The 13,263-nt window shown below is 66.8% G+C and carries 12 protein-coding genes; 2 read left to right on the top strand and 10 right to left on the bottom strand.

Features of this window, described 5'->3' with window-relative positions; genetic code table 11:
* The first annotated feature begins 145 nt into the window (after nt 1-145).
* A complete protein-coding gene (locus DN388_RS20555; RefSeq protein ID WP_255001986.1) occupies nt 146-1,375 on the top strand; it encodes a nucleoside recognition domain-containing protein in 1,230 nt (409 codons plus the stop codon).
* Here DN388_RS20555 and DN388_RS20550 read toward each other — a convergent pair.
* From DN388_RS20550 to DN388_RS20510, 9 genes are all read right to left on the bottom strand, one after another.
* Nucleotides 1,357-1,965 carry an ABC-type transport auxiliary lipoprotein family protein gene (locus DN388_RS20550; protein ID WP_078481270.1) on the bottom strand — a complete coding sequence of 203 codons (609 nt, stop codon included), beginning with the start codon at nt 1,963-1,965 and terminating at the stop codon, nt 1,357-1,359. The two genes, DN388_RS20555 and DN388_RS20550, sit on opposite strands and share 19 nt — an antisense overlap.
* The gene (locus tag DN388_RS20545; protein WP_043862313.1) at nt 1,962-2,900 is read right to left on the bottom strand and encodes an MlaD family protein; all 939 of its coding nucleotides are present in this window, start codon (nt 2,898-2,900) and stop codon (nt 1,962-1,964) included. Before DN388_RS20545 ends, DN388_RS20550 begins: the two co-directional genes overlap by 4 nt.
* Nucleotide 2,901: 1 nt before the next feature.
* Complete coding sequence (locus DN388_RS20540; protein WP_043862314.1) at nt 2,902-3,696, bottom strand: ABC transporter ATP-binding protein; 795 nt, start codon at nt 3,694-3,696, stop codon at nt 2,902-2,904.
* On the bottom strand, nt 3,693-4,850 hold the full coding sequence (locus tag DN388_RS20535; RefSeq protein WP_173925070.1) for an ABC transporter permease: 1,158 nt from the start codon (nt 4,848-4,850) through the stop codon (nt 3,693-3,695). The genes DN388_RS20540 and DN388_RS20535 overlap by 4 nt, the downstream gene beginning before the upstream one ends.
* A 43-nt stretch (nt 4,851-4,893) precedes the next feature.
* Nucleotides 4,894-5,916, bottom strand: a complete 1,023-nt coding sequence (locus DN388_RS20530) for a DUF5924 family protein (RefSeq protein WP_054916017.1) — start codon at nt 5,914-5,916, stop codon at nt 4,894-4,896.
* 142 nt (nt 5,917-6,058) lie between these two features.
* The gene (locus DN388_RS20525) at nt 6,059-7,432 is read right to left on the bottom strand and encodes a pitrilysin family protein (RefSeq protein WP_229589207.1); all 1,374 of its coding nucleotides are present in this window, start codon (nt 7,430-7,432) and stop codon (nt 6,059-6,061) included.
* 37 nt (nt 7,433-7,469) lie between these two features.
* Nucleotides 7,470-9,128, bottom strand: coding sequence for a Na/Pi cotransporter family protein (locus DN388_RS20520; protein ID WP_043862318.1), 1,659 nt, complete (start codon nt 9,126-9,128; stop codon nt 7,470-7,472).
* A 245-nt stretch (nt 9,129-9,373) separates the two neighbouring features.
* Entirely contained in the window at nt 9,374-10,147 is a 774-nt protein-coding gene (locus DN388_RS20515) for a TerC family protein (RefSeq protein ID WP_043862319.1), read from the bottom strand.
* Between the two features lie 75 nt (nt 10,148-10,222).
* Complete coding sequence (locus DN388_RS20510; protein ID WP_043862320.1) at nt 10,223-11,530, bottom strand: CitMHS family transporter; 1,308 nt, start codon at nt 11,528-11,530, stop codon at nt 10,223-10,225.
* A gap of 295 nt (nt 11,531-11,825) precedes the next feature.
* Here DN388_RS20510 and DN388_RS20505 point away from each other — a divergent pair, with 295 nt between their 5' ends.
* Nucleotides 11,826-12,227 (top strand): GFA family protein, encoded by a 402-nt coding sequence (locus DN388_RS20505; RefSeq protein WP_043862321.1) that lies wholly within the window; start codon nt 11,826-11,828, stop codon nt 12,225-12,227.
* Between the two features lie 6 nt (nt 12,228-12,233).
* Here the strand turns inward: DN388_RS20505 and DN388_RS20500 are convergent, their stop codons facing one another.
* Nucleotides 12,234-13,262 (bottom strand): hypothetical protein, encoded by a 1,029-nt coding sequence (locus DN388_RS20500; protein ID WP_255001984.1) that lies wholly within the window; start codon nt 13,260-13,262, stop codon nt 12,234-12,236.
* Between the last annotated feature and the right edge of the window lies 1 nt (nt 13,263).

Below are 13,263 nucleotides of genomic sequence, written 5' to 3'. Positions count from 1 at the left end.
CAGAAGCTTCGCCGGCCAGGCCGGCTGCTACAGACGACGCCGAACCTGTAGGAGCCGGCCTTGCCGGCGAATGGGCCGCCGCCGTTTATGGCGTCTGCCTACCCACCCCGCTATCATGCGCTCCAACTTGCAAGGGAAACGACCAATGCTCAACGGCCTCTGGCTCGGCTTTTTCGTGGTGGCCGCCCTCTCCGCACTGGTGCAGTGGCTGGTGGGTGGCAACGCGGGCATCTTCGCCGCCATGGTCGAGAGCATCTTCGCCATGGCCAAGCTTTCGGTCGAAGTCATGGTGCTGCTGTTCGGTACCCTGACCCTGTGGCTGGGCTTTCTGAAGATCGCCGAAAAGGCCGGTATCGTCGACTGGCTGGCCAAGGTGCTTGGCCCGCTGTTCCGTCGCCTGATGCCCGAGGTACCGCCCGGCCACCCGGCGCTGGGCCTGATCACCCTGAACTTCGCCGCCAACGGTCTGGGCCTGGACAACGCCGCCACGCCTATCGGCCTCAAGGCCATGCGCGCCCTGCAGGAGCTCAACCCCAGCTCCACCACGGCAAGCAACGCGCAGATCCTGTTCCTGGTGCTCAATGCCTCGTCACTGACCCTGCTGCCGGTGACCATCTTCATGTACCGCGCCCAGCAAGGCGCGATGGACCCGACCCTGGTGTTCCTGCCGATCCTGCTGGCCACCAGCGCCTCGACCCTGGTGGGCCTGCTGTCGGTGGCGGTGATGCAGCGCCTGCGCCTGTGGGACCCGGTGGTGCTCGCCTACATGGTGCCCGGCGCGCTGCTGCTGGGCGGCTTCATGGCGCTGCTGGCGGGCCTGTCGGCCACCGCGCTGGCCACCCTGTCGTCGATCCTGGGCAACCTCACGCTGTTCGGCCTGATCATGCTGTTTCTGCTGATCGGCGCATTCAAGCGGGTGCCGGTGTACGAAACCTTCGTCGAAGGTGCCAAGGAAGGGTTCGACGTGGCCAAGAGCCTGCTGCCCTACCTGGTGGCGATGCTGTGCGCGGCCGGCGTGCTGCGCGCCTCGGGAGCGCTGGAGTTTGGCCTGGACGGCATTCGTCATGTCATCGAATGGCTGGGCTGGGACACGCGTTTCGTCGATGCCCTGCCCACCGCGCTGGTCAAGCCGTTCTCCGGCAGCGCGGCGCGGGCCATGCTGATCGAGACCATGCAGACCCACGGGGTGGACAGCTTCCCGGCACTGGTGGCCGCGACCATCCAGGGCAGCACCGAAACCACCTTCTACGTACTGGCGGTGTATTTCGGCGCCGTGGGTATCCAGCGCGCACGCCACGCCGTGGGCTGCGCGCTGCTGGCCGAGCTGGCCGGGGTGCTGGCGGCCATCGCGGTGTGCTACTGGTTCTTCGCCTGAGCCACGGTCCAGTCCACCAGTTGTGCCATCAGTCGGTCGGTGGCCTGGCCGAAGCCGCCGACCACCGCCGGTACCTGGGTCTGCGCCACCGGCTGGCGTACCTCGAAGCTGTGGCTGGCCAGCACGCGCTGGGTACGCCCCTGCACCAGTCGCGCATCCAGGCGCACCACTACTGCCAGCCCGGCATCGCTGTACTCGCTCTGGAACGCCTGCAGTTCGCCGACGATCTCGTAGTCGGCCTGCAGGTTGGCGTCGTCGGCACTTACCCGCTGTACCCGGCCATCGCGCTGGAAGGCGTCGAGCATGCGGTTGCGCAGCAGTGCCGGCACCGGGTCGGCCCAGCGTGCGCCCTTGTAGCTGCTGATCAGGTCGCCTGCCGGCACCACGGCAATGCGCGGTGTACCGAGGATCTCGCTGGCCAGCGGCTTGTTGATACGCAGGGTCCAGGCCACGGGTGCGGCGTTGCTGCGCACCGGTTGCGCCGCCGGCAGGCGGTACACGTCGGCCGGCTCCGCCTTGGGCAGGATCGAGCAGGCGCTGCTCAGGCTCAGCAGCGCGGCCAGGGCGAGGGTGCGGCAGGGGCGGCTCATGGGGTGAACTCCTTGTTTTTGTCGCGGCCCAGCAGGTAACCGCTGGGGTTGGCCTCCAGGCGCTGGGAGATGCCCTTCAAGGCAGTCAGGGTATCGCGCAGTTCGCGGATCGCCGGGGCCAGTTCGTTGAAGCCCTGGGCGCCGCTGGTGATCGCCTCGCGGTTGTCGGTGAGCAACGCGTCGATGGTGGCGGTGCTGCGCGCCAGCGACTGCATGGCCTGGTCGGCACTGTTGACGATCTGCTTGCCGTCGCTGCCGAGCAGGCTGTTGGCGTTGCGCATCAGCTGGCTGGTCTGCTCCAGCGCCGCGCCGGCCTGCTTGCCCACCTGGGCCATCTGCTGGATGGCCAGGCGGATGTCGTCGCGCTGCCCGGCAATCGCGCCGGTGGTCTGCTCCAGGTTGGCCAGGGTGGCGCCCAGGCGGGTGGCATTCTCTTCGGAGAACAGCCGGTTGGCGTTGTGCAGCAGCAGGTTGATGTTGGTCACCAGGTCGCTGCTGTTGTTGAGCAGGCGCGCAATCGGCGATGGCGAGGCGACGATCACCGGCAGCCGGCCGCCCTTGCCTTCCAGCGGCGGGCTCTGCGGGGTGCCGCCGCTGAGCTGGATCAGCGAGGTGCCGGTGACGCCGGTCAGGGTCAGCTTGGCCTGGGTGTCCTGCTTGATCGGGGTCTCGGCGCTCAGGCGGATCTGCGCCAGCACCCGGCGGGGGTCGTTGGGGTCCAGGCGCAGGCTGATCACATCGCCCACCTTGATCCCGCTGTACTGCACCGCACTGCCCTTGGACAGCCCGGTGACGGCCTCGTTGAACACCACCTCGTAGTCCTTGAAGGTGCTGTCGACGCTCGACTTGGCCAGCCACAGGCCGAACAGCATGGCGCCGGCCACCACCAGCACGGTGACCAGCCCGATCAACACATGGTGCGCGCGGGTTTCCATTTCAGTTCTCCTTGAGCGCTGTGGCGGCCTGGTAGGCCGCACGGCCGCGCGGGCCATGAAAATAATCGTGAATCCACGCGTCGTCGGTTTCCGAGACCTGGTCGATGGGGCCGGCCACCAGCACCTTCTTCTGCGCCAGCACGGCCACACGGTCGGTGATGGTGTAGAGGGTGTCCAGGTCGTGGGTGATCAGGAACACGCTCAGGCCCAGCGCATCGCGCAGGGTCAGGATCAACTGGTCGAAGGCGGCCGCGCCGATCGGATCGAGCCCGGCGGTGGGCTCGTCGAGAAACAGGATGTCCGGGTCCAGCGCCAGGGCGCGGGCCAGGGCGGCGCGCTTGATCATGCCGCCCGACAGCGACGCGGGGTATTTGTCGGCCGCCGACAGCGGCAGCCCGGCCAGGGCCAGCTTGACCCCGGCCAGGTGCTCGGCGTCGGCGCGGCTCAGGCCGGCATGTTCGATCAGCGGCAGTGCGACGTTCTCGGTGACGGTCAACGACGAGAACAGCGCGCCCTTCTGGTACAGCACACCGAAGCGACGTTCCACCTGCGAGCGCTGCTGGTCGCTGGCCTGGCTGAGGTCCTGGCCGAAGATCCTCACCGTGCCTTCGTTGGGCCGGCGCAGGCCGACGATGCTGCGCAGCAGCACCGACTTGCCACTGCCCGAGCCGCCGACCACGGCGAGGATCTCGCCGCGGTACAGGTCCAGGTCGAGCTGTTCGTGCACGCTCTGGGTGCCGAAGCGGTTGCACAGGCCCCGCACCTCGATGACCTTCTCGCGGCTTGCCTCACTCACCAGCTCATCTCCATGAAGAACAGCGCGAACACCGCATCCAGCACGATCACCACGAAGATCGACTGGACCACCGCCGAGGTGGTGTGGGCGCCGACCGATTCGGCGCTGCCGGTCACCTTGAAACCTTCCAGGCAACCGATGGCCGCGATCAGGAAGGCGAAGAACGGCGCCTTGGCCAGGCCCACCAGGAAGTGCTGCACGCCGATGTCGCTTTCCAGCAGCGACAGGAACATCGCCGGCGAGATGTCCAGCGACACCGCGCACACCACGGCGCCGCCGATGATGCCGCACAGCATCGCGACGAAGGTCAGCAATGGCAGCGCGATCAGCAGCGACAGCACCCGCGGCACCACCAGCAGCTCGACCGGGTCCAGGCCCAGGGTGCGGATCGCATCGATTTCCTCGTTGGCCTTCATCGAGCCGATCTGCGCGGTGAAGGCGCTGGCGGTGCGTCCTGCCATCAGGATGGCGGTAAGCAGCACGCCGAATTCACGCAGGAACGAGAACGCCACCAGGTCGACGGTGAAGATGCTCGCGCCGAAACTGGCCAGCACCGTGGCGCCCAGAAAGGCCACCACCGCACCCACCAGAAAGGTCAGCAGCGCGACGATGGGCGCCGCGTCCAGGCCGGTCTGTTCGATGTGCGCGACCACGGCGGTCATACGCCAGCGCCTGGGTTGCAGCAGGCGCCGGGCCAGGGTGGCGATGATCAGGCCGATGAAGCCGAGCAGTTGCCGGGTGTCTTGCCACAGCACGTCGACTGCCCGGCCGATGCGGCACAGCAGTTGGGTCAGCACGGACGTTTCCGGCTGGCGCTCTGGCAGGCAGTAGTCCTGAAGCGAGCAGTACACGGTGTGCAGCAAGGCGCGGTCGGCGGCCGACAGCGGGCTGGCGTGGTCATCGGCCAGTTGCCCCAGGCGCTCGGCACCCAGCAGTTCGACCAGCAGCGAGGCGCCGGCGGTGTCCAGCTTGCCCAGCTGGGCGAGGTCGACCTGGGCGCTGGCATCGTACTGGCCGTGCAGGGCCTCGGTGCTGCGCTTGAGCGGCGTGTAGTTGGCCAGGGTCCAGTCGCCGGCGATGCGCAGGCAGGCCGGGCTGCGCGTGGTATCGAGGGTGGCGCTGGCGGGGGTGACGGTGGTGGTCATAGGCTCCAGACAGTCCGGCAGGCGCTCCAGTGCGCCGGGTCAGAGCATAGCGTCACTTGGCGACGGATGCTTGACCGTCATCAACCACCTCGAAGCGCAGCACGCCGATCACCTGGCCGTCTTCGGTGAGCACGCGCACCTGCCAGTGCCCGACCGGGTTGCTGGGGAACACCTGCTTGTGGGTCCAGGCGCGGTAGCCCTCCTTGCGCCCGCCATTGATGTTCAGGGCAATGCGATCGACCTCTTTGCCGTCCTGTTTCCATACGTGGTAGATGCGTTCGTTGAGGCCGCGCGGGGCCTTGATCGCGGTATAGGCATAGAGCCCGGCGCTGCGGATCTGGCTGGCGCTGACCTGCTCCAGGCTGTCGCCGGGGGTGCGGTTCTGCAGCTGGGTGCTGATGGCCACTTCGGTCATCCACAGTGTCGCCGGCGGCACCCACGAGCGCAGCAGCCAGCCGCTGCCGCCAACGGCCAGGGTGACCAGCACCAGCATGGCGGCACGGCGCCAGTGATTGATCGGGAAGCTGCTGGCCAGGCTCGGGAACGACAGCAGCATGGCGATGCCCAGCGCCAGCTTGAAGCTCTGCGACGTGGTCAGGTGCAGGATGATCGGCAGCGCCGTGAGCAGTGCGGCGAACAGGGTCAGGGTGTGCAGGGCCAGGAACAGCCAGCGGCGCGGCGCCAGCCAGCGGTAGTACAGCGGGTCGACGATCGACACCAGCCCGGCGCCGGCCAGCAGGCCGGTGAACACCAGCTGGCCGCTGTTCCAGGTGGTGGTGACGAAGAAGAACGGCAGCACGAAGAACAGGCTTTCCTGGTGGATCATCTGCGTGGCGTAGCGCAGCAGCGGCTGCGGGATCTCGCGCTTGAACAGGCGGGTGAACAGCTGGGTGAAGGTGTTCTCGAACATCAGCCACAGCCAGCTCACCAGCAGCAGGATGGCGACCCAGCTGGCCAGGCCTTCCTGACGGTCGACCAGGATGAAACTGCCGATACCGGAAATGAAACCGCCGAGGGCGATGACCCCCGGGTAGCGCTTTATCAGGTCGATCAGGCGCAGGAGAAGTGCGGGCATGGTGGGGCGTTCGCTGGGTGAGGTAAAAATCTGTTACAGGATACGCTGCTTTCGGGTGTCAGTAATGGCCCTATCGCGGGTCAAGCCCGCTCCCACAGGGTGCACGTGATCATTGTGGGAGCGGGCTTGACCCGCGATTGCGTCAGCCGCGGCGTCGACGCCACAGCAGCAAGGCCGCGAACACCAGCCCTAGCCCCAGTGCACCCAACCCATACAGCTGGTCATACCCCAGCAACGGCTTCTCTACCCGCACATACCCAGGCTCGGCGAACAGCGCCTGCAGCGCCGCATCCGCATCCTCCAGGCTGACCTCGCGCAACCGGGTCTTCGCCTCGCCGACCCGACCGTCGGCATAGTCGTTCAACGCTCCCCAGTAGTAGTCGGCCAGCGCGCTGTTGCCCTGGCTGGTCCACGCTTCGCGGGCGATTGCCGCGGCCTTGATGCGCTCGAACGTGGCGCGGTCCAGGCCGTCTTTGCGCAGGCGCTCGATCATCTGCCCCAGGATCTGCTCGGCCGCCTCGACCTGATCGCTGTCCAGGTCGGCATTCAGGCTCAACAGGCCGGTGTCGCCAAAACGCTCGCGCTGCGCCGACGGCCCGTACGACAGGCTGTGCTGCAGGCGCAATTCGCGATACAGCGCCCAGTCCAGGTAGCGCTGCAGCAGGTCGTAGGTGGCGTCGTGGTTTTCATCCAGCACCGGCTCCAGGAACATCCAGTGCAACCGCGCACTGTCGCCCAGCCAGCCGCGGATCAGCTCGCGGCGCGCCTGGGCCTTGTGGGTCACGCCATCGAGTACCCGGCGCTCGCCCGGTTCCACCGGCTCCAGCTGGCCCCAGGTGCGCTCCAGGTAGGCGGGCAGCACGCGGTCCAGGCCGCCGACCACGATCAGGCTCATGTTGTTGGGGGCGTACCAGTGCTGGCGCAGTTCATTCACTTCTTCCAGGGTCATGTCCTGCACCGAGGAGCGCTCGGCACACTTGAGCCCCAGCTCCACCGCCAGCTGGTCGCTGGCGCGGTGGCCGAGGTCCTGGCGGTCCAGCCAGCGCTGCAGGTGGGTGTAGTGCCCGCCGTCTTCACGCTCGACGATGCTCTTCGACACCTGCAAGGCGTCGGCATCGATACGTGTGTCCTGGAGCACGGCCAGCAGCAGGTCGAGCACCTTGCGCTGGTTGCGCGCCGGGGCCTCGATGACGAAGGTGGTGTCGGCGCTGCTGGTGTAGGCGTTCCATTCACCGCCCAGGGCCTGCATGCGTTCTTCCAGCCCGCCTTCGCCCGTGTCGTCGATACCGCTGAACAGCAGGTGTTCGAGCAGGTGCGGCAGTTCCTGGCGCGCGCACGGGAAGTCGTCGAAGCCGATGCCCACCACCAGTCGGATCGACACATGGTCGCGCTCGTAGCCGGGCTTGAGCAGCACCTGCAGACCGTTGGGCAACAGGTAGCCCTCGACCTGGGTGCGGTCGAGGGCAAAGCTTGAAGAGGCGCCCAGCAACAGGCAGATGAACATCAGGCAACGCATCACAGGCTTCCTTGCACGGGTTCGGGGCAGCGCCGGGTCAAGGCGAATGGGCATCGTCCGGTACGCTGTCGATCATCAGGGCGCCGGTATCGCTGCCGCCCAGTACCGCATAGGCACTGCTGCAGAACAGCGAGTTGAGACGTTTCATGTCGGCGATCAGTTCCAGGTGCAGCGAGCTGGTCTCGATGCTCTGCACCACCTTGCGCTGCAGGCGGCTGACGTGGGCATGGGCCAGGCGCCGCTCCTGGGCGCGGAAGCGACGCTTCTCGCGCAGCAGCTGGCGTGCGCTGTGCGGGTCGCCACTGAGGAACACCGACAGGCCCAGGCGCAGGTTGGACAGCAGCTGGGTCTGCAGCACGGTCAGCTCCTCCAGGCCCACCTGGGAGAACTCGCGGCGCTGCGACGTCTTCTGCTGCTGCACCTTGCGCAGCATGCGCTCGATCAGGTCGCTGGCCAGCTTGAGGTTGATCGCCAGCTCGATGATCTCGGCCCAGCGCTGGCTGTCGTGCTCGCCGAGGTCTTCGCGGGGCATCTGCGCAAGGTACAGCTTGATGGCGTTGTACAGGCCCTCGACGTCGTCGCTGAGGGTGCGCACCTGCTGGGTCAGGGCGGTCTGGCTGCCGCGCAGCACGTTGAGCATGGCATCGAGCATGCTGTCGACCAGGTCGCCCAGGCGCAGGGTCTCGCGCACCGCGTTGGCCAGTGCCAGGCTCGGGGTGTCCAGCGCGGCAGGGTCCAGGTGGCGGGGCTTGGCGTGGCCGTTGGTTTCCTCGCGCTCGGGCAGCAGCCAGCGGCACAGGCGCCCCATTGGCGTTGCGGTGGGCAGCAGGGCCAGGCAGCGCAGGGTGTTGTAGATGAGGTGGAAGCCGATCACCAGCTCCTGCGGGCTGAAGGTCAGGCTGTCCATCCAGTGCACCAGCGGGTCGAGCACCGGGATGACCACCAGCAGGCCGATCAGCTTGTACAGCAGGCTGCCCAGCGCCACCTGGCGCCCGGCGGCGTTCTGCATGCTGGTGCTCAGGAACGCCAGCAGGCCGCTGCCGATGTTGGCGCCGATCACCAGGCCGATGGCCACCGGCAGGCTGATCATTTCGGCGCCGGCCAGGGTGGCGGTGAGCAGCACCGCGGCCAGGCTGGAATACGAGATCAGGGCGAACAGCGCGCCCACCAGGGCGTCGAGCAGGATGTCGCCGGTCAGCGAGGCAAACAGCACCTTGACGCCCTGGGCCTGGGTAATCGGTGCAGCGGCCTCCACGATCAGTTGCAGGGCCAGGATGATCAGGCCCAGGCCGATGCCTACGCGCCCCAGTTGCCCGGCGCGGGTCTGCTTGCGCGAGAGGAAGAAGATCACCCCGAGGAAGATCAGCAGCGGCGACAGCCACGACAGGTCCAGGGTCAGCACCCGCGCCATCAGCGCGGTCCCCACGTCGGCGCCGAGCATGATGGCCAGGGCCGGGGTGAGGGTCATCAGGCCCTGGCCGACGAACGAGGTCACCAGCATCGCGGTGGCGTTGCTGCTCTGCACCATGGCCGTGACCAGGATGCCGGCGATGAACGCCAGGGGCCGCTTGGCCATGTTCTGGCTCAGCAATCGGCGCAGGTTGGAACCGTACACCCGCAGGATGCCGGTACGTACGATATGTGTGCCCCAGATCAGCAGGGCCACGGCCGAGAGCAGGTTGAGCAGGGTCAGCATACTTACGGCCCCCTGTTAAGGCGCCCCAGTGGGGCAAGTGGATGACGCGGCGAGCCTGGCCTGGTGACCGGCGGTTTTTTCCAGTGCTCACTTAAGCTGTAGTCGGCCAAGGGCCGTGGCGCCAGCATGGCATGCATGCACAGGCTTTGAAACCTCGCGCGCCGGTTCGGGCATCTTCGCTGGCGCGTTGCCGTCCCAAAAGACAAAAGGCCCCATTCGGGGCCTGTTGTTCAGCGCAGCCAGTGTTACTGACCCGGAATGTCCTTGCGAAGTTTCACCGGGTCGCTCTGCTGTTTCTTTTTCGCCGCCGCGGTGCGCATCTTGATGTTGATCGCCTCCACCGCCAGCGAGAAGGCCATGGCGAAGTAGACGTAGCCCTTGGGCACGTGCACGTCGAAGGCTTCTGCAATCAGCACGGTGCCGACCACGATCAGGAACGACAGCGCGAGCATCTTCAGCGACGGGTGCTTGTCGATGAACTCGCTGATGGTCCTGGCGCACAGCATCATCACCAGCACCGCGACGATGATCGCCGCCACCATCACCGGCACGTGGGACACCATGCCCACTGCGGTGATCACCGAGTCCAGCGAGAACACGATGTCGATGATCGCGATCTGGATGATGGTGTACAGGAACTTGCCACCGGCCTTGCCGGAAGACGGCTCGTCGTGGGTTTCGTCCTCGCCTTCGAGGCCGTGGTAGATCTCCTGGGAGCTCTTCCACAACAGGAACAGGCCGCCGAAGAACAGGATCAGGTCACGCCCGGAAATGCCCTGGCCGAACACATGGAACAGGTCGGCGGTCAGGCGCATGACCCAGGCGATCGACAGCAGCAGCAGGATGCGCGTGACCATCGCCAGCGCCAGGCCGAAGATCCGGGTGCGCTGCTGCATGTGCTTGGGCATGCGGCTGACCAGGATCGAGATCATGATGATGTTGTCGATGCCCAGGACGATCTCGAGAGCCGTCAGGGTAAAAAAGGCAACCCAGATTTCCGGGTTGGTCAGCCATTCCATGTGTGTTCCTTCGAGCGTGTGGGGCGTTGCGCGCCGCAGGGGTCGACGCGCAAGCGTTGGGATGAAACGGATGAATTATAGGCTGCTGAACAGCGGGAAAATTCCCATCAGCAGCGCCGCGAACATGATGCACAGGCACACCAGCACCGCCCATTTGAGGGTGAAGCGCTGGTGATCGCCGAATTCTATACCGGCCAGGGCTACCAGCAAGTAGGTCGAGGGTACCAGCGGGCTGAGCAGGTGGACCGGTTGCCCGACGATCGAGGCACGGGCCATCTCCACCGGGCTGATGCCGTAGTGGCTGGCAGCTTCGGCCAGCACCGGCAGCACGCCGTAGTAGAAGGCGTCGTTGGACATGAAGAAGGTGAACGGCATGCTCACGATCGCGGTGATCACCGCCAGGTACGGGCCCATCGCTTCGGGGATCACCGCCAGCAGGCTCTTGGACATGGCCTCGACCATGCCGGTGCCGGACAGGATGCCGGTGAAGATGCCCGCCGCGAAGATCAGCCCCACCACCGCCAGCACGCTGCCGGCGTGGGCCGCGACGCGGTCCTTCTGCTGTTGCAGGCACGGGTAGTTGACCACCATGGCGATGCTGAAGGCGATCATGAACAGCACCGGCAGCGGCAGCAGGCCGGCGATCAGCGCGACCATCAGGGCCAGGGTCAATGCGCCGTTGAACCACAGCAGCTTGGGCCGGCGTGCGTCGGGATATTGCGATACGCTGATTTCACTGTGGTCGATTTCATCGCCCGGCAGGTGCAGTTCGCCCAGGCGGGCACGTTCGCGCTTGCCGTACATATAGGCGATGGCCAGGATGGCGAACACGCCGAAGGCCATGGCCGGGATCATCGGCACGAAGATGTCCGACGGGTCGACGTGCAGCGCGCTGGCGGCGCGGGCGGTGGGGCCGCCCCAGGGGGTCATGTTCATCACCCCGCCGGCCAGGATGATCAGGCCGGCCATGATCCGCGGGCTCATGCCCAGGCGGCTGTACAGCGGCAGCATGGCGGCCACGCAGATCATGTAGGTGGTGGCGCCGTCACCGTCCAGCGATACCACCAGGGCCAGCGCGGCGGTGCCCACCGAGACTTTCAGCGGGTCTCCCTTGACCAGCTTGAGGATCTTGCGCACGGCCGGGTCGAACAGCCCGGAGTCGATCATCAGGGCGAAGTACAGAATGGCGAACATCAGCATCACGCCGGTGGGTGCCAGCTTGCTGATGCCCTGCAGCATCATCGGGCCGATCTCGCCCGAGAAGCCGCCGAACAGGGCGAAAATGATCGGTACCAGAATCAGCGCGATCAAGGCCGACAGGCGCTTGGTCATGATCAGGTACATGAAGGTGATGACCATGGCGAAGCCGAGGAAGGTCAGCATGGGGCAGTTACTCCAGGCGAGGCGCGTCGAGAAAGGGACGAACGGATCAGCGCAAGGTGCGCGGTGCTGGGAGTGACGGCGGGAGGGCAGGCAGAACGCGGGCGTGGAAGGACATCAGTATCACCATTGTTGTTGTTGATTGGGCCGGGCACTGCAGTAAAGTCAGAGCCCTGGCTGACCGGTCTTTTGCCGGAGGTGAGGCGATGCTAAGTGCCCAAGCTTTCAGCCAGCTTTCGGCGGCACAAAGGCGACAGAAGGTTTCATCAACCAGTGCGGGTCTGCAGGAGCGACGAGGATGGGCGAAGTGCATGAAGGCGGCTGCCATTGCGGCGCCGTGCGGTATCGGGTGGCAGGTGCGCTGGAGGATGTCGCGCACTGCCATTGTTCGGTGTGCCGGCGCGTGACCGGCGGGTTGCTGGTGACCTGGGCGACGGTGCGCTGCGAGGACTTCCAGTGGCTGCTGGGCACGCCGCAGCGCTACGACTCGTCGGCCAGCTGCGTGCGCTACTTCTGCAGCCGCTGTGGCGCGCACATGGCGCTGACCACCGACCTGAGCCCCGAAAGCATCGATATCACCATCACCACCCTGGACGCACCGGAGCAGGTGCAGCCGCGCCGGCATATCTGGACCGACAGCCGGCTGCCCTGGGTGCACCTGGACGAGCAGCTGCCGGGCGAGCCCGGCGAGACGCTATAGCGCGGGCTACTCGATGATCACCCCGCCCAGGCCCTTTGGCGTGTTGAACGACTGAGCGCGCAGTTGCTCGGCCTGGCGCAGGATGATCTGCGCCTGGCGGTTGCCAGGGTCCTGGCTGAGCACGCTGTTGGCCAGCGAACGGGCGGTGGCACCGTCACGACGGGCCAGGGCGCTGCGTGCCTGGCTCAGTTGCTGGCCCACCAGCCCGGCATTGGCTGCGCTGGCAGGGCGTTGTACGGGCGGGCGCGGGGTGGTGAGCGGACGCTGCTGCGCCGGCTGCACGACGCGAGCCTGTTGTTCCAGCTGTTGCTGGCGCTTGGCGAGCTGGGTTTGCTCGTCGCGTAGCTGCTGCTCCTTGGTGGCCAGCTCACGGGCCTGCTGCTCGCGTTGCGCCCGTTCGGCAGCAGCCTGACGAGCGGCTGCCGCACTGGCCGCAGCGGCGGCCGCCTGGGCCTTGGCCTGCTGGTCGCGCTGCTGGCCCTCGAGCCCGGCCTGGGCGCGTTGCAGCAGGCTGATGGCGCGTGGGTCCTTGCTCTCGATGCGCAGCGCGCTTTCGGCTTTTTCCAGCGCACAGTCGAACTGGCTGCCGCGCAGGCAAGCCTGGCCGGCGGCCAGTTCGGCTTCGAACTGCTGCAGCGACTGGCGCTGGCTGGCCTGGTAGGCACCGTAGCCGAGTACCGCCACAACCACACCGGCGGCCAGGGCAAGCTTGCGCCCGAGGTTGCGCGACTTGGCCACCGGCGCCCCTTGCACTACCGGCGGTACGGGCGGCGGCGTCACTACCGGTGTGCTCACGATGCCTGCCGGGGCCAGCGTGTGCACCGGTTCGATCACCGGCGCGGGCGCCGCTGCGGGCATGGCGGTCGGGGCCGCGCTCACCACGACCACCGGCGCCGGCGCGGCGGGTGCAGCGGCCACAACCTGGCTGCTGGCGCAGCAGTACGGACAGAACGCCACCGGGCCGCTCAGGGGCTGGTTGCACGCGCTGCTGGCGCAGTTGAGCGGGAAGGCCGGATTTTTCGCGGATGCGGACATG

Source organism: Pseudomonas sp. S12(2018), assembly GCF_024355235.1.
Classification (GTDB): Bacteria; Pseudomonadota; Gammaproteobacteria; order Pseudomonadales; family Pseudomonadaceae; genus Aquipseudomonas; species Aquipseudomonas palmensis.
Note: the sequence above shows the minus strand (reverse complement) of the source record. Positions and strands in the feature narration are given on the sequence as shown.